This is a genomic window from Aeromicrobium sp., from assembly GCF_047607065.1.
Lineage (GTDB): Bacteria > Actinomycetota > Actinomycetes > Propionibacteriales > Nocardioidaceae > Aeromicrobium.
In genome coordinates, this window is record NZ_JASGDU010000057.1 from 94,821 (window position 1) to 109,568 (window position 14,748).

Below are 14,748 nucleotides of genomic sequence, written 5' to 3' on the forward strand. Positions count from 1 at the left end.
GGAGGCCCCCTGGCAACCCGCCTCACCGTCGGTGCCCCAAGAGAATGCGCGGATAGGCGGAACCCGGTCATTGAGGTGCGAGCGCAGCACACCTCGAAATGACCCACCACCGCAGGCTTCGAGGCTCCGGCCGTAAGCGGCCTACGCACCTCAGCCAGCGCCTATCCGCCCAGGCCCCACGTTCTTCCCCATAGAATCGAGCGTGTGACGTCAGACGCCCACACCCCCTCGACCTACCGTCCGGTTCCGGCCCAGATCGACCTGGTCGCCCTCGAACACGAGGTGCTCGACCTCTGGGAGCGCGAAGGCACCTTCGCCGCGAGCCTTGACGAACGGTCCGAGGCACCGCGCTGGACCTTCTACGAGGGACCGCCCACCGCCAACGGCACGCCGGGCACGCACCACGTCGAGGCGCGCGTCTTCAAGGACGTCTTCCCGCGGTTCAAGACGATGCAGGGCCACCTGGTCGAGCGCAAGGCCGGCTGGGACTGCCACGGCCTGCCCGTCGAGATCGCCGTCGAGAAGGAGCTGGGCCTGGGCGGCAAGCCCGACATCGAGGCCTACGGCATCGCCGAGTTCAACGCGAAGTGCCGTGAGGCGGTGCTGCGCAATGTCGGTCAGTTCGAGGAGATGACCGACCGCATGGGCTACTGGACCGACATGGCCCACCCGTACCGGACGATGGACTCCGAATACGTCCAGAGCGTCTGGTGGGCGCTCAAGCGCATCTTCGACAAGGGCCTGCTCGCCCAAGACCACCGGGTCGCCCCGTACTGCCCGCGCTGCGGCACGACGCTGTCCGATCACGAGCTGGCACAGGGCTACGAGACCGTCGTCGACCCGTCGGTCTACGTCCGCTTCCCGCTGACGTCCGGCCCGCACGCGGGCGTCGATCTGCTGGTGTGGACCACGACGCCGTGGACGCTCGTGTCGAACACCGCAGTCGCGGCGCACCCGGACTACACCTATGCGCTCGCCGCCAAGGGCGAGGACCGCGTGATCGTCTTCGAGGGCCTGGTCGAGAAGGCCCTCGGCGAGGGCTGGACGGTCGAGCAGACCTTCGCCGGGCGCGATATGGAGCGGTGGACCTATCGGCGTCCCTTCGATCTCGTGGACGTGCCGGACGCACACTTCGTCGTGCTGGCCGAGTATGTGACCACCGACGACGGCACCGGCCTGGTCCACCAGTCCCCCGCGTTCGGTGCCGACGACATGGCGGTCTGCAAGGCCTACGGCCTGCCGGTCGTCAACCCGATCGAAGCAAACGGCCATTTCGGCGACGGCGTGCCGCTCGTGGGCGGCACCTTCTTCAAGGACGCCGACACCGCCCTGGTCGCCGACCTCGACGCGCGCGGCCTGCTGTTCGCCAAGCTCGACTACGAGCACTCCTATCCGCACTGCTGGCGCTGCCACACGCCGCTCATGTACTACGCGCTGCCGGCCTGGTACATCCGCACAACGCAGATCAAGGATCAACTGCTCGCCGAGAACCAGGCGACGAACTGGTTCCCCGAGACGATCAAGCACGGCCGCTACGGCGACTGGCTCGACAACAACATCGACTGGTCGCTGTCGCGTTCGCGCTACTGGGGCACGCCGCTGCCGATCTGGCGCAATGACACCGACCCGAGCAAGCTCGTGTGCATCGAGTCGCTGGCGCAGCTCTCGGAGCTGACCGGCCGCGACCTGTCCGGCCTGGACCCGCACCGCCCCTTCATCGACGACGTCACCTTCACCCTCGACGGCGAAGAAGGCACCTACCGCCGGGTGCCCGAGGTCATCGACGTCTGGTTCGACTCCGGCTCGATGCCCTTCGCCCAGTGGGGCTATCCGCACGTCGAGGGGTCGGCCGAGCGCTTCGAGCGCGCCTACCCGGCGCAGTACATCTGCGAGGCCATCGACCAGACCCGCGGCTGGTTCTACTCGCTCATGGCGGTCGGGACGCTGGTCTTCGACAAGTCCTCCTACGAGAACGTCGTCTGCCTGGGGCACCTGCTGGCCGAGGACGGCCGGAAGATGAGCAAGCACCTGGGCAACATCCTGCTGCCGATGCCGCTCATGGACGAGCACGGTGCCGACGCACTGCGGTGGTTCATGGCCTGCTCCGGCTCGCCGTGGTCGGCGCGGCGCATCGGCCATACGACGCTGACCGAGATCGTCCGCAAGGTGCTGCTGACCTACTGGAACACCGTCGCCTTCCACGTGCTGTACGCGCGCGCCGCCGGCTGGACGCCCGCCCAGGAGGCACCGGCGCCGGCCGAGCGCGACGTGCTCGACCAGTGGGTCCTGTCGAATCTGCAGGTGCTGACCCGTGACGTGACCGCCGACCTGGAGCAGTTCGACACCCAGTCCGCCGGGGCGCGGCTCAGCCGGTTCGTCGACGACCTGTCCAACTGGTACGTGCGCCGCTCGCGCCGCCGGTTCTGGGAGGGCGACGCCGGCGCGCTGGCGACCCTGCACGAGACCATCGACGTGCTCAACCGGCTGTTGGCGCCGCTGGTGCCGTTCATCACCGAGCGGGTGTGGCAGGACGTCGTACGGCCAGTCGACGCGACTGCGGCGGCCTCGGTGCATCTCGCGGCCTGGCCGGCTGCCGACGAGTCGTTGATCGTCGAGGGACTGGACGAGCGCGTACACCTCGCGCGGCGCATCACCGAACTCGGCCGGGCCGCTCGCGCTGAGGCGAAGGTCAAGGTCCGCCAGCCGCTGCGCCGCGCGCTCATCGCCTCGGCCGCGCACCGCCTGCTCGGCCCCGACCTGCTGGCGCACCTGGGCGAGGAGCTGAACATCGGCGGCTTCGATCCGCTCGGCGAGGCCGGCGCGGATCTGGTCGACTACACGGTCAAGGCGAACTTCCGGGCGCTGGGCAAGCGGTTCGGGAAGCAGACGCCGCAGGTGGCCGCCGCCATCACGGCAGCCGACGCCGGTGCCGTGGCTCAGTCGCTGCAGGCCGGCCAGACGGTGAACGTCGAGGTCGACGGGCAGAGCGCGGAGATCGGCGTGGACGACGTCATCATCGGCGAACGCCCGCGAGAGGGCTGGTCGGTGGTCAACGACCAAGGGGAAACCGTCGCCCTGGACCTCGAACTGGACGACGATCTGCGCCGCGCCGGCCTGGCCCGCGAGATCGTGCGCGCGGTGCAGGAGGCGCGCAAGTCCTCCGGCTTCGAGATCACCGACCGCATCACGCTGCGTTGGAGCGGCAGTGAGGCCGTGGCTGAGGCCTTCGCGGACCACGGGACGGAGATCGCTCGCGAGGTGCTGGCCGTGGAGGTCACCGCCGATGAGAGCGCGAACGCCTTCACCGAGGCCGACCTCGGCCTGTCCTTCTCCGTAGACCGCGCCTGAGGGACTCCGCTGGCTGGCGGCCCCGGTCATTGAGGTGCGAGCCTGCGAGCCTCGAAATGACCCACCACCGCAGGCTTCGAGGCTCACTCGTTCCTCGCTCGCACCTCAGCCAGCGGGACCTACTGGCGGACGTTCTAAGCCGTTCGCCCGCGCGCTACGGGCGTTGAGCGCGGGCCGTGGCGTAGAGGCAGACTGCGGCGGCGGTGGCGAGGTTGAGGCTCTCGGCGCGACCGTAGATGGGGATCGACACGACCCGGTCGGCCAGCGCACGGCGCTCGGCCGGGAGGCCCCAGGCCTCGTTGCCCATCAGCCAGGCGGTCGGCGCGGCCAGGTCCAGGTCGGCGTCGAACAGGCCCGCGTCTCCCCCGCCGTCGGCGGCCAGGATGCGCAGGCCCGCCTCGCGGACGGCCGAGAGCACCGCTTCGAGATCGCGTTCGAGCAGGATCGGCAGATGGAACAGGCTCCCGGCGGTAGAGCGTACGACCTTCGGCCCGAGGGGATCGACGCAGTCACCGGCCAGGATCACCGCGTCGGCACCGGCGGCATCGGCGCACCTGATAACGGCTCCGGCGTTACCGGGATCGCGGATGTCCGCGCACACCACGACGAGCCGCGCTCCGGCGAGGTCCGCGCCAGTGAGGGGGCGCAGGACAGAGCGGCAGCGGGCCACCATGCCCTGCGGGGCGACCGCATCGGCGATCTCGGACACGACCTCCTCGTCGACGACCTGCCAGTCCGGGGCGCTCGCGGCGATGTCGGCGTACCGCTCGGTGGCCCCGGCGGTGGCGAAGGCCTCGATGACGACCCCGGCGGCGACGGCCTCGCGCACGGCCTGGGGTCCTTCGGCGAGGAATTCGCCGGTCTTGGCCCGAAACGCCCGAGCGGCGAGCCGCCGGGCGTGCCTCACCCGTCCGCTACGGACGGTGAGGGACACCTCGGGACTCGCCACTCGGGCAGAGGACACGCACCGCTTCAGGCGGCGGCGTCGTCCTTGGGGGCATTGACGTCGGCCGGCAGGTTCTCCTTGGCCAGCTTCACCAGCGCGCTGAAGGCGGCCGGATCGCTGACGGCCAGCTCGGCCAGGTTCTTGCGGTCGACCTCGACACCCGCAGCCTTGAGGCCCTGGATAAAGCGGTTGTAGGTCATGCCGTCGGCACGGACGGCAGCGTTGATGCGCTGGATCCACAGCCGGCGGAAGTCGCCCTTGCGCGTCTTGCGGTCGCGGTAGTTGTAGACGAGCGAGTGGGTGACCTGCTCCTTGGCCTTGCGGTACAGGCGCGACCGCTGACCGCGGTAGCCCGAAGCGCGCTCGAGGGTCTCGCGGCGCTTCTTCTGTGCGTTGACAGAACGCTTCACGCGTGCCATCTGGATCTCCTAACGAATGGGGGAATGGGGCCGGTCAGAGACCGAGCAGCTTCTTGACCTTCTTGGTGTCGGCCTTCGAGACGTCGACCGTGCCGTCGAGGCGGCGCGTGCGGGTCGAGGGCTTGTGCTCCAAGAGGTGACGGCGGTTGGTCTGCTCGCGGCGGAGCTTGCCCTTACCGGTGATCTTGACGCGCTTCTTCATTCCCGAGTGGGGCTTGAACTTCGGCATCTATGCCTCCATGTCTGGGTCGAGGTTCTCGGAACGTCGACGTGGCTTCTTCTTGCTGACGGCGGTCTCATGGGCCTCGCGGTGCGCCTTGTCGGCGGCCTCGTCGGCCTCCTTCTGCGCAGCCTTCTCCGCGGTGACCTTGGCCTTCTCGGCCTTCACCTCGGCGAGCGCCTCGGACTTCTTCTTGTGCGGGCTGAGCACCATCGTCATGTTGCGGCCGTCCTGGCGCGCATTGGACTCGATGAAGCCCAGGTCCTCAACGTCGGCGGCGAGCTTTTGCAGCAGGCGGTAGCCGAGTTCGGGGCGATGCTGCTCGCGGCCGCGGAACATGATCGTGATCTTGACCTTGTCGCCGGCCTTGAGGAACCGCACGACGTGACCCTTCTTGGTGTCGTAGTCGTGCTGGTCGATCTTCGGGCGGAGCTTCATCTCTTTGATGATGGTGTTCGTCTGGTTACGACGGGACTCGCGGGCCTTCTGGGCGGCCTCGTACTTGAACTTGCCGTAGTCCATGAGGCGGCAGACCGGCGGACGGGCGGTCGGGGCGACCTCGACGAGGTCGAGATCGCTCTCGGCGGCCAGGCGAAGGGCATCCTCGATGCGGACGATGCCCACCTGCTCACCACCGGGTCCGACGAGTCGGACCTCGGGAACGCGGATGCGGTCGTTGACGCGCAGCTCGGTGCTGATGGATCCTCCTGGTGGTCGTGTGAGGGCCATGAGAAAGGCCCCCGTCTGAAAGACGGAGGCCATCACCACAACTCACATCGAGCACGCCAGACAGCACGTGAACAACGATGTGTTCGTTGACCCCGGAACCCGCAGGTTCACCTAGGTGGGAGATGGCCTCCACTTCCGCCATCCATCATAGCAGCGCCGCCCCCGCCGCAGAAATCCGCGTCGCCCCGCGCGCCGCTGTACCGCCATTCGCCAACGCTGCCGATGCGCTGAACCGAAAACTGTCAGTCTCTTCGGAGAAACTCCTTCATGCACGGACTTCGAGTGCCGTGCATGAAGGAAAAGACCAAGATGCTCCGCTGGCTGAGGTGCGAGTGAGGAACGAGCGAGCCTCGAAGCCTGCGATGACGGGTCCCTTCGAGACTTCGGCCACGAGTGGCCTATGCCTCTCAGAGACCGAGGTTCACCTAGCGGCGCACGTTCTATGGCGATGCTCGAAAGGAAAGTCATGGTCCCAGGACTGGAAATAGCCGAAGTTGTCCCGAATGAAGGCGCCGAGTTCGCGGGACATGATGCTGACCAGCGCGTTGGCGTCTCCCACATCCTTCTTCGTGAACACCCACGAGCGGTGGCTGATGTCGGTGGTGCGGACGAAGTCGACCAGGACGCGGAAGAGGGAGCGACGCTCCCGGACATCGAGCCACCGGTAGTCGCGTTCGCGGCGGATCAGCGGCCCGGTGTGAATGCCATGACCGGCCGGTAGACCGCGAGCAACGAGGGCATCGTGGATCTTGTCGAGGTGACCCGTGATGTCGTCGCTCTGGTCGTGGAAGACAAGGCTGATGACGTAGTACGGCGAGTGAGCCTCCACCGGGCCGAAGTCGCCAGACTCATCGATGAAGATGCTCAACTCGCGCAACGTAGAGTCCTGACAAACGACTTGAGGCGGGCATCGCCCGCCTCAAGGTGTGGCGAGGGATGTCCTCGCCTCAAGGGTGGACCAGGACCTTGCGGCCAGCCCAGTGATTCCAGATTAGCACGGAGCGCCTCCATGCTCGGTTCCAAACGTCACCGCGCCGCCAAGCGCGGATTCATTCAGGCGCTCGACGGGTTGGCGCAGGATGGTGCGGCGGCGCTCGGGCGGGACGCGGCGGAAGTCGCTGAGGTAGACCTCGTGGTGACGGCCGGCGAGCCGCAGCCCGTGCTCGGGGACGAACTCGTGGTGGAGGCGTTCGAGCACCGGCCCCTCCTCGTCGAAGGAACCGACGTGCAGAGTCTGGACGCACAACCCCTCGGCCAGCGTCTCGACCCGCAAGTCACCGATCCGGGGCGGGGTCTTCGTCTCCCCCACCCGCGCGACCACCTCATCGACCAGCGCCGGTTCGATCCAGTCCGGGACCCAGAGCAGCAACGTCCAGTCCCAGACCGACTTGTCGCGGGCCGTCGTGAACGCTGCCATGTCGCCGGCCGACCACAGGCCCTCCAGCGGCGGCACGACATAGTCGCGCCCGAGGTTGTTCTTGCTGGCGAACTTCAGACCGTAGGCCACCGGGTACAGCGTCTCGACCGCCGACGCGAACTCCGCCGCCGTGTTCGGGTCACCGTGGCCGTCGACCATGAAATAGCGAGTCTCGGGCAGGTCGAGCAGCCGGAACTCGCCCCGCCTGGCCCGATAGCCGTCCTGGGTCTTCTTGAGGTCGATCTTGTCCACCGCAGCCTCATCCCCTCACGGTAGCGACACGCGCGGAAACCCCCGCGAAACATCTATAGCGCACGATCAACCTATGCCCTGGCGCGTGCGCACGACCCTGGAGGACCGACCCGGCATCCTGGCCGAGGTCGCGCAGGCCTGCGGGCGGGCCGGCCTCAACATCGTCTCGATGCAGGTGTTCGGGGTAGCCGAGGGCGTCACCGACGAGTTCGTCGTGGACGGGCAGACCGACGAGTTGACCATCGCCCGTGTCTTCGCTGCGGCCGGCGGCACTCAGACCTCGGTGACCCGGATCGAGGACGGCAGGCTCGTCGACGGCCCGACCCGCTACCTGGAGGCGGTGCATCAGGTTCTCGAGGAGGGCCGCGACGTCGAGGAGGTCCTGCGCGACCTGCTGGCCACCGAGCCGCCGGACGTCGCCGACTACTCCGGTCACGACGTCCTCGATCTCGTCCGACGCGGCGGCACGACACTGCGCATCAGCCGCGCGGTGCCGTTCACGCCCGCCGAGCGCGCGCGGGCGCAGGCGCTGCTGTCGCTGGTCAGCGACGCCGGGGCCGACCTGCCGCTGATCGCCCCGTCGACCTCACAGCCGATCCCCCTGGTGCGTACCGCCACGCTGTCCGACATCGACGCCGTCGCCGCCCTGCACAGCCGGTGCAGCGTCGAGACCCTCTACGCCCGCTATCAGACCCCGCTGCGTATGCCCATGACCACGCGCATGGCCCGGCGGCTGGTCCTGCCCGAGGCCGGCGGTATCGCCTTGGTGGCACAGGCCGGCCTCGACATCGTCGGACACGCGGTGGTCGAACAATCCTCTGATCGCTGGACCTGTCAGGTACTGGTCGAAGACGCCTGGCAGGGGCGCGGGATCGGCTCGATGCTCGTGCGCCAGGCCGCCGCAGCGGTGCGGGAGGCCGGGGCTACCGCCCTGACCTTCCTGTCGGCCGGCTCCAACGACGCCCTGCTCCGGGCCGTCGGCGGCGCCGGCTTCGTCGCCCGGGTCGAGCGCCACGACGACACCGTCCACATCACCGTCCCGCTCAGGTAGCGGGACGCACCCAGGCAGTTCCGGCCTCGGTGCGCACCAGGGCGTCGCCGGCGGCCAGGTGGCCCAGGTCGTCGGTCTCGACGACCTGCCAGTGCGCCTGGCCGAGGTCGAGCACGAGAGCCGAAGCCCCCTCGGCGAGCGCCGACTGTGCGGCCGCCTGGCCGTACACCGGCACCGGGCGCGCCTGCGGGTTCCAGGTCTCCAGCCGGGCGACGCTGCTGAAAGCCAGCAACGCCCGCCGTCCATCGGCACCGGTCATCAGCACCGCGGCCATGTCGGCGTTCTTGTCGCCGCCGTCCGCGGCGCGCTCGCCGAGCACCGCCACGATCGGCACGAACACACGCGCGCCGCCGAGCTGCGCGAGCGTCGCCCACGGGTCCCCCAGCACCGGTACCAGCGCGGGGTCGACCTGACCGTCGTCGCCGGGAAAAGCCGGCTCGGCCAGCGACCGGTGTTCAAGCCCGCCCATCACACCACGCCCTCAACTGCGCGACGATCTCGCGGCCGCGGCCATCGGTGCGCTGAACGGCGAAGAGCATGATCCGCCGGTCGTCGGTGGTCACCAGGGTCGGCCACGGCGCTCCTTCGCGCATCGAGATGCCCTCGACCTGCTCCCAGGCGAGGCGATGGCGGCGATACCCGTTGAGCACGTCGATCCCCCGCTCATCAGCCCGCACGACGCTGCGGCCCACCCCGTGCAGGAGCGCGAGGGTCGCCAGCAGCAGCAGCGACATCGTCACCTTCTCCGACGGCGCGAAGCGCACATAATCGGGCAGGGCGCGCGCGAACACGACGATGCACACGAGCATCAGCACCGAGACGCCGTAGGCGACGATGCGCGGGCCTTGCGGGCGGACCGTCATGTCAGATCCGGCAGGCCAGGATGTCGGTGACGAGGATGCCTCGCGCGCCGAGGGCGTAGAGGTCGTCCATGACCCGCTGCGCCGCATCGCGCGGCACCATCGCCCGGACGGCCGACCAGCCCTCCCGGTGCAGCGGCGAGACGGTGGGAGACTCGATGCCGGGTGTCAGTGCGACCGCGGCCTCCACCTGCCCGGCGGGGATGTCGTAGTCCATCATCACGTAGGAACGCGCGACGAGGACGCTCTCGACGCGGCGGCGGAACACCTCGAAGCCGTCCGGCTCGGGGGTCTGCGCGCGGCGGATCAGGACGGCCTCGGAGGTGAGGATCGGGTCGCCGAAGACCGCCAGGCCCGCCTGGCGCAGCGTCGTACCGGTCTCGACGACATCGGCGATGGCGTCGGCCACGCCGAGCCGGATGGAGGTCTCGACCGCGCCGTCGAGGCGGACGACCGAGGCGCTCATACCCCGGTCGGCCAGATAGGTCTCCACCAGGCCTCGGTAGGAGGTGGCGATGCGGCGGCCGTCGAGCTGCTCTACCGACGTGATCTCGCCTCCCTCGGGCGCGGCGAAGCGGAAGGTCGACCCGGCGAAGCCGAGCGCCATGACCTCGTCGGCCTGCGCGCGCGAGTCGAGCAGCAGATCGCGGCCGGTCAGGCCGACGTCGAGGGTTCCCTCACCGACGTAGATGGCGATGTCACGGGGACGCAGGTAGAAGAACTCGACATCGTTCTCGGCGTCGACGCAGACGAGGTCCTTGGTATTGCGGCGCTGGCGGTAGCCCGCCTCGGCCAGCAGGGACGCGGCGGCCTCGGCGAGCGATCCCTTGTTCGGGACGGCAACTTTCAACATCAGGGAAGTCCTTAGAGGTGGGCGTACACGTCGTCCAGGGTGATGCCCGTAGCGAGCATCATCACCTGCGCGTGGTACAGCAACTGGCTGATCTCCTCAGCCGCGCGCTCGGCACCCTCGTACTCGGCGGCCATCCACGACTCGGCGGCCTCCTCGACCAGCTTCTTGCCGATCTGATGAACGCCCGCGTCCAGTTCGGCGACGGTGCCCGATCCCTCGGGACGGGTCTGGGCCTTATGGCTGAGTTCGGCAAACAACTCGTCGAAGGTCTTCATGGCGACCTCAGTCTAGGGGGCCGGGCGCGACCAGCGACCGCAGCACCGCGCGCAGGCCCAAGGCGGCCTCGGCTGCCTCGCGTCCCTTGTCCTCGCGGCTGCCGGGCAGGCCGGCACGGTCGAGTGCCTGCTGGTCGTCGTCGCAGGTCAACAGGCCGAAGCCGACCGGCACACCGGTATCGAGCGCCACCCGGTTCAGCCCGTCGGTGGCCGCAGCCGACACGTACTCGAAGTGCGGGGTGCCGCCGCGGATGATGACCCCCAGGGCGACCACCGCGTCGTAGCCGGCCACGGCGGCACCCTGGGTGGCCAGGGGCAGCTCGAAGGACCCGGGCACGCGCACGAGCGTCACCTCGCTCACTCCGGCGTCGGCCAGCGCCCGCTGCGCGCCGGCGATGAGGCCGTCCATGACCTCGGTGTGCCACAGGGAGGCGACGACGGCGACGCGCGCGCCCGCGCCGTCGGTGCTGAGTTCGGGGGCGCCGTGTCCGGCCATCAGAGGTCTCCTGCCGTCGTGACGAGCGGCAGGTCGTGCCCCATGCGCTCGGCCTTGGTGGTGAGGTAGCGAAGGTTGTGCTCGGTGGGGGCGATGTGCAGCGGCAACTGGCCGTCCACCGCGATGCCGTACTGCTCCAGAGCCGCAGTCTTGCCCGGATTGTTGGTCAGCAGCCGCACCGACCGCACCCCGAGGTCGCGCAGGATCTGCGCGGCGGCAGCGTAGTCGCGCTCGTCCTCGCCGAAGCCCAGTTCGAGGTTGGCGTCCACGGTGTCGCGCCCCTGGTCCTGCAGCTCGTACGCCTGGAGCTTGTGCAGCAGGCCGATGCCCCGGCCCTCGTGACCCCGCAGGTAGATGACCACACCGGCCCCCTCGGCGGCGATCTGCGCGAAGGACGCCTGCAACTGAGGACCGCAGTCGCAGCGCTGCGAGCCGAACACGTCACCGGTCAGGCATTCGCTGTGGACGCGGGTCAGCACACTGTCGGCTTCGACCTCGCCGTAGACGAGGGCGATGTGCTCGGCACCCTCGATGCGGTCGCGGTAGCCGAGCGCGGTGAACGCGCCGAACTCGGTCGGCAGGCTGGTCGTGGCTAGTCGCTCCACCTGCTGTTCACGGCGGCGCAGGTGGATCTGCAGGTCCTCGATGGACACCAGTGCGAGGCCGTGCTCGTCGGCGAAGGCGCGCAACTCGGGAAGCCGCTTGAGCGTGCCGTCGTCGTTCATCACCTCGCCGATGACACCGGCCGGAGTCAGACCCGCAAGCCGGGCCAGATCGACGGCTGCCTCGGTGTGGCCGGGGCGTTCCAGCACGCCGCCGGGCCTGGCCCGCAGCGGCACGATGTGACCCGGTTGAGTGATCTCGAACGGCTCGGTCGCCGAGTCGGCCAGCACCCGGCAGGTGCGGGCGCGGTCGGCAGCCGAGATACCGGTCGTGACCCCGTCGCGGGCGTCGATGGAGACCGTGTAGGCCGTGCGCAGCCGGTCCCGGTTGTGCGGCGTCATCAGCGGGATGGCGAGCCGGTCGAGGATCTCCCCGATCACGGGGGCGCACACCAGGCCGCTGGAATAGCGCACGAGGAATGCCATCAACTCGGGCGTCGCCTTACTCGCGGCGAAGATGATGTCGCCCTCGTTCTCCCGGTTCTCGTCATCGACGACGACGACGGCGCGGCCGGCGCGGATGTCGTCGATGGCCCGCTCGATGGGGTCCAACACGATCTCACTCATTCACAGATCCTTTGCGGTGGTCGAGCATGCGCTCGACGTACTTGGCCAGCACGTCGACCTCGAGGTTGACCCGGTCGCCGGGGCGCAGGTGGCCGAGCGTGGTGTCGGCGAGGGTCGTGGGGATGAGGGAGACGGAGAACTCGTCGTCGGTCACGGAAACCACGGTCAAGGAGACACCCTCGACGGTGATCGACCCCTTCTCGACGAGATAGTGCGCGAGATGGGCCGGCAGCGCGAAGCGCAACACCTCCCAGTGTTCGCTCGGCTCCCGGCCGACCAGCGTGCCGGTGCCGTCGACGTGGCCCTGCACGAGGTGCCCGCCGAGGCGCGCGCCCGCCGCCAGCGCCCGTTCGAGGTTGACCCGCGACCCGACGGTCAGGCCGCCGAGCGAGGTGCGGGCCAGTGATTCGGCCATGACGTCGGCGGTGAAGGTTTCCCATGTCGGATCGACCACGGTCAGGCAGCAGCCGTTGACCGCTATGGAGTCACCGTGACAGGCGTCGCTGGTCACCACGGCGTCACGCACGGTAAGCCGTACCGCATCGCCCTGGTGCTCGACGGCCGCAACGGTGCCGACCGATTCGATAAGTCCGGTGAACATCAGACGTAGGTCTCCCTCGGAGCCGGGCCGGGCGTGCCGATGATGCGGATGTCCGGGCCGATGGTGCACAGGTCGGTGATCTCGATGGGCCGCAGGTCGGCGAGTGTGGCGGCCTCGCCCTCCAGTGCCGCACGCCCGGAGCCGAGCATCGACGGTGCAATGTAGCCGATGACCCGGTCGATCAGGCCGGCCTTCCAGAAGCCGCCGGCCAGGCGCGGGCCGCCTTCGAGCCACACGTGACGGATGTGGTTCTCGGCCAGTTTGGACAGCACGACTTCGGGTTCACGCGACTGGATCAGCAGCGTGGGAGCGACCCGGTCGAAGACCCGGTAGTAGTTCGGGATCGTGGTTTCGCCGACGACCACGCGCAGCGGCTGACGGTCATAGGGCAGCGGCAGGTCATCGGTGTCGCGCACCGTGAGCCGCGGGTCGTCGGCGAGGACAGCGCCGGTGCCCGCGACGATGGCATCGCACTGAGCGCGGAATTGCTGCACGTCGCGGCGGGCGTCCGGGCCGGTGATCCATTTGCTCGAGCCGTCGGGGGCGGCGCTGAGGCCGTCCATCGTGGCGGCGTATTTCCAGGTCACGAAGGGGCGTCCGCGAGTGACCGCGAAACGCCAGGCGCGGTTCAGCGGCTCGGCCTCGGCGGCGAGCACCCCGGTCTCGACCTCGATGCCGGCGGCCCGCAACACGTCGGCTCCGCCGCCTGCCTCCGGATGCGGATCGGTCTCGGCGATGACGACGCGGCCGATGCCGGCCTCGATGAGGGCCTGGGTACACGGCCCGGTGTGGCCGATGTGACGGCACGGCTCGAGCGTGACCACTGCGGTTCCCCCGCGCGCTCGCTCCCCCGCTGCGGCCAGCGCCTCGGCCTCCGCGTGGTCGCCGCCGCGCACGGTCGCGCCGGTGGCGATCTCCCGGCCGTCTGCGTCGAGAACGACACAGCCGACGGTCGGGTTCGGCAGGCAGTTGCCACGCTCGCGCGCCACCTCGATGGCGCAACGCATGGCCTGGTGCTCGGTCTCGCTCGCCATATCGCTTCCTCGGTGTCAGACTCGCCGAATCCGGGGTCGCCTCAAGAGAGGTCAGGACTCTTCCCATCCGGACTTTGACCGTCGGTTCTGGAGTTCCACCAGGTCAGCCGTGCTCGTCGGCACGGGTCGCGGACTATCACCGCCGGCTCGGAATTGCACCGACCCCAGAGTCTGCGAGCGTGAACTCGTCTTCGGCGAGTCTACAAGGCGCTGTGAGAGGGGGTCAGTCGCCTCACCGCTCCCGCCGGGTTCACGACGCCGAGGGCGTCAGCGAGGATCGTGATCCTGTTCGGTTCCACGGTGTAGACGACGACATACTTCCGGCTGCGCGTCACCCGTGCGCGCAGGCCGCAGCGGCTTTGTCGCGCAGGGCGGCGACCATCGCCTCGGGGTCGTCGGCACCGAAGACGGCCGAGCCGGCGACGAACACGTCGGCTCCGGCCTGCGCGCAGCGTTCGATGGTTTCCAGGGAGACCCCCCCGTCGACTTGCAACCACACATCCGCGCCGCTGGCGGCGATCAGTTCGCGCGCGCGGCGGATCTTCGGCAGGCACAGGTCGAGGAACTTCTGGCCGCCGAAGCCCGGCTCGACCGTCATCACCAGCACCATGTCCAGCTCGGGCAGCAGGTCGGCATACGGCTCGATGGGCGTGGCGGGCTTGAGGGCCATCGAGGCGCGGGCACCCTGCGCGCGGATCTCGCGGGCCAGGCGCACCGGGGCGGCGGCCGCCTCGACGTGGAAGGTGATGCTCCCGGCACCCGCCTCGGCGTAGGCCGGTGCCCACCGGTCGGGGTCGGCGATCATCAGATGCGCGTCGATGGGCTGGGGGGCGGCCTTGGCCAGCGCCTCGATCACCGGCATCCCGAGGGTGAGGTTCGGCACGAAGTGGTTGTCCATGACGTCCATGTGCAGCCAGTCGGCGTTGGGGATGCGAGCCGCCTCGTCGGCCAGGTGCGCGAAGTCGGCGTTGAGCAGGCTCGGCGTGATCTGGATGCCCATGTCGCACGAGCCTAGCGA

17 protein-coding genes and 1 riboswitch are annotated in these 14,748 nt (G+C 69.2%); of the genes, 2 read left to right on the forward strand and 15 right to left on the reverse strand.

Going from position 1 to position 14,748, the window contains the following annotated elements; translation table 11 throughout:
- Nucleotides 1-204: 204 nt before the first annotated feature.
- On the forward strand, nucleotides 205-3,348 hold the full coding sequence (gene ileS / locus QM597_RS09630; protein WP_415004668.1) for an isoleucine--tRNA ligase: 3,144 nt from the start codon (nucleotides 205-207) through the stop codon (nucleotides 3,346-3,348).
- Nucleotides 3,349-3,502: 154 nt separating this feature from the next.
- On the opposite strand, the gene QM597_RS09635 is transcribed toward ileS, so the two are convergent.
- From QM597_RS09635 to QM597_RS09660, 6 genes are all read right to left on the reverse strand, one after another.
- On the reverse strand, nucleotides 3,503-4,297 hold the full coding sequence (locus tag QM597_RS09635) for a TrmH family RNA methyltransferase (protein ID WP_415004669.1): 795 nt from the start codon (nucleotides 4,295-4,297) through the stop codon (nucleotides 3,503-3,505).
- A 23-nt stretch (nucleotides 4,298-4,320) separates the two neighbouring features.
- A complete protein-coding gene (rplT, locus tag QM597_RS09640; RefSeq protein WP_415004670.1) occupies nucleotides 4,321-4,713 on the reverse strand; it encodes a 50S ribosomal protein L20 in 393 nt (130 codons plus the stop codon).
- A 34-nt stretch (nucleotides 4,714-4,747) separates the two neighbouring features.
- Nucleotides 4,748-4,942, reverse strand: coding sequence for a 50S ribosomal protein L35 (rpmI, locus tag QM597_RS09645; RefSeq protein WP_415004671.1), 195 nt, complete (start codon nucleotides 4,940-4,942; stop codon nucleotides 4,748-4,750).
- Nucleotides 4,943-5,695 carry a translation initiation factor IF-3 gene (gene infC, locus QM597_RS09650; RefSeq protein WP_415004672.1) on the reverse strand — a complete coding sequence of 251 codons (753 nt, stop codon included), beginning with the start codon at nucleotides 5,693-5,695 and terminating at the stop codon, nucleotides 4,943-4,945.
- Between the two features lie 388 nt (nucleotides 5,696-6,083).
- Nucleotides 6,084-6,530: a DUF3800 domain-containing protein gene (locus QM597_RS09655; protein ID WP_415004673.1), complete on the reverse strand. Its 447-nt coding sequence runs from the start codon at nucleotides 6,528-6,530 to the stop codon at nucleotides 6,084-6,086.
- A gap of 123 nt (nucleotides 6,531-6,653) precedes the next feature.
- Complete coding sequence (locus QM597_RS09660; protein ID WP_415004674.1) at nucleotides 6,654-7,331, reverse strand: GyrI-like domain-containing protein; 678 nt, start codon at nucleotides 7,329-7,331, stop codon at nucleotides 6,654-6,656.
- A gap of 73 nt (nucleotides 7,332-7,404) precedes the next feature.
- On the opposite strand from QM597_RS09660, the gene QM597_RS09665 reads away from it, so the two are divergent.
- On the forward strand, nucleotides 7,405-8,382 hold the full coding sequence (locus tag QM597_RS09665) for a GNAT family N-acetyltransferase (protein ID WP_415004675.1): 978 nt from the start codon (nucleotides 7,405-7,407) through the stop codon (nucleotides 8,380-8,382).
- On the opposite strand, the gene QM597_RS09670 is transcribed toward QM597_RS09665, so the two are convergent.
- The 9 genes from QM597_RS09670 to rpe form a co-directional block, all read right to left on the reverse strand.
- Nucleotides 8,375-8,851 (reverse strand): SseB family protein, encoded by a 477-nt coding sequence (locus tag QM597_RS09670; protein WP_415004676.1) that lies wholly within the window; start codon nucleotides 8,849-8,851, stop codon nucleotides 8,375-8,377. The two genes, QM597_RS09665 and QM597_RS09670, sit on opposite strands and share 8 nt — an antisense overlap.
- The gene (locus QM597_RS09675) at nucleotides 8,838-9,245 is read right to left on the reverse strand and encodes a PH domain-containing protein (RefSeq protein ID WP_415004677.1); all 408 of its coding nucleotides are present in this window, start codon (nucleotides 9,243-9,245) and stop codon (nucleotides 8,838-8,840) included. Before QM597_RS09675 ends, QM597_RS09670 begins: the two co-directional genes overlap by 14 nt.
- Before the next feature lies 1 nt (nucleotide 9,246).
- Nucleotides 9,247-10,095 (reverse strand): ATP phosphoribosyltransferase, encoded by an 849-nt coding sequence (gene hisG, locus QM597_RS09680; protein WP_415004678.1) that lies wholly within the window; start codon nucleotides 10,093-10,095, stop codon nucleotides 9,247-9,249.
- An 11-nt stretch (nucleotides 10,096-10,106) separates the two neighbouring features.
- Nucleotides 10,107-10,370, reverse strand: a complete 264-nt coding sequence (locus QM597_RS09685) for a phosphoribosyl-ATP diphosphatase (RefSeq protein ID WP_415004679.1) — start codon at nucleotides 10,368-10,370, stop codon at nucleotides 10,107-10,109.
- 7 nt (nucleotides 10,371-10,377) lie between these two features.
- Complete coding sequence (ribH, locus tag QM597_RS09690; RefSeq protein ID WP_415004680.1) at nucleotides 10,378-10,866, reverse strand: 6,7-dimethyl-8-ribityllumazine synthase; 489 nt, start codon at nucleotides 10,864-10,866, stop codon at nucleotides 10,378-10,380.
- Complete coding sequence (locus QM597_RS09695) at nucleotides 10,866-12,095, reverse strand: bifunctional 3,4-dihydroxy-2-butanone-4-phosphate synthase/GTP cyclohydrolase II (protein ID WP_415004681.1); 1,230 nt, start codon at nucleotides 12,093-12,095, stop codon at nucleotides 10,866-10,868. The genes ribH and QM597_RS09695 overlap by 1 nt, the downstream gene beginning before the upstream one ends.
- Nucleotides 12,088-12,696, reverse strand: coding sequence for a riboflavin synthase (locus QM597_RS09700; protein WP_415004682.1), 609 nt, complete (start codon nucleotides 12,694-12,696; stop codon nucleotides 12,088-12,090). Before QM597_RS09700 ends, QM597_RS09695 begins: the two co-directional genes overlap by 8 nt.
- The gene (ribD, locus tag QM597_RS09705; RefSeq protein WP_415004683.1) at nucleotides 12,696-13,730 is read right to left on the reverse strand and encodes a bifunctional diaminohydroxyphosphoribosylaminopyrimidine deaminase/5-amino-6-(5-phosphoribosylamino)uracil reductase RibD; all 1,035 of its coding nucleotides are present in this window, start codon (nucleotides 13,728-13,730) and stop codon (nucleotides 12,696-12,698) included. The genes QM597_RS09700 and ribD overlap by 1 nt, the downstream gene beginning before the upstream one ends.
- Before the next feature lie 51 nt (nucleotides 13,731-13,781).
- Nucleotides 13,782-13,906, reverse strand: a riboswitch (FMN riboswitch).
- A 155-nt stretch (nucleotides 13,907-14,061) separates the two neighbouring features.
- Nucleotides 14,062-14,730 (reverse strand): ribulose-phosphate 3-epimerase, encoded by a 669-nt coding sequence (gene rpe / locus QM597_RS09710; RefSeq protein WP_415004684.1) that lies wholly within the window; start codon nucleotides 14,728-14,730, stop codon nucleotides 14,062-14,064.
- Between the last annotated feature and the right edge of the window lie 18 nt (nucleotides 14,731-14,748).

Bases quoted from the DNA above. Each gene is read 5' to 3' on its own strand.
- QM597_RS09685 (WP_415004679.1), bottom strand. From the start codon at position 10,370: ATGAAGACCTTCGACGAGTTGTTTGCCGAACTCAGCCATAAGGCCCAG.
- ribD (WP_415004683.1), bottom strand. From the start codon at position 13,730: ATGGCGAGCGAGACCGAGCACCAGGCCATGCGTTGCGCCATCGAGGTG.
- rpmI (WP_415004671.1), bottom strand. From the start codon at position 4,942: ATGCCGAAGTTCAAGCCCCACTCGGGAATGAAGAAGCGCGTCAAGATC.
- QM597_RS09675 (WP_415004677.1), bottom strand. From the start codon at position 9,245: ATGACGGTCCGCCCGCAAGGCCCGCGCATCGTCGCCTACGGCGTCTCG.
- QM597_RS09670 (WP_415004676.1), bottom strand. From the start codon at position 8,851: ATGGGCGGGCTTGAACACCGGTCGCTGGCCGAGCCGGCTTTTCCCGGC.
- ribH (WP_415004680.1), bottom strand. From the start codon at position 10,866: ATGGCCGGACACGGCGCCCCCGAACTCAGCACCGACGGCGCGGGCGCG.
- infC (WP_415004672.1), bottom strand. From the start codon at position 5,695: ATGGCCTCCGTCTTTCAGACGGGGGCCTTTCTCATGGCCCTCACACGA.
- QM597_RS09695 (WP_415004681.1), bottom strand. From the start codon at position 12,095: ATGAGTGAGATCGTGTTGGACCCCATCGAGCGGGCCATCGACGACATC.
- hisG (WP_415004678.1), bottom strand. From the start codon at position 10,095: ATGTTGAAAGTTGCCGTCCCGAACAAGGGATCGCTCGCCGAGGCCGCC.
- rpe (WP_415004684.1), bottom strand. From the start codon at position 14,730: ATGGGCATCCAGATCACGCCGAGCCTGCTCAACGCCGACTTCGCGCAC.
- rplT (WP_415004670.1), bottom strand. From the start codon at position 4,713: ATGGCACGCGTGAAGCGTTCTGTCAACGCACAGAAGAAGCGCCGCGAG.
- QM597_RS09665 (WP_415004675.1), top strand. From the start codon at position 7,405: ATGCCCTGGCGCGTGCGCACGACCCTGGAGGACCGACCCGGCATCCTG.
- QM597_RS09700 (WP_415004682.1), bottom strand. From the start codon at position 12,696: ATGTTCACCGGACTTATCGAATCGGTCGGCACCGTTGCGGCCGTCGAG.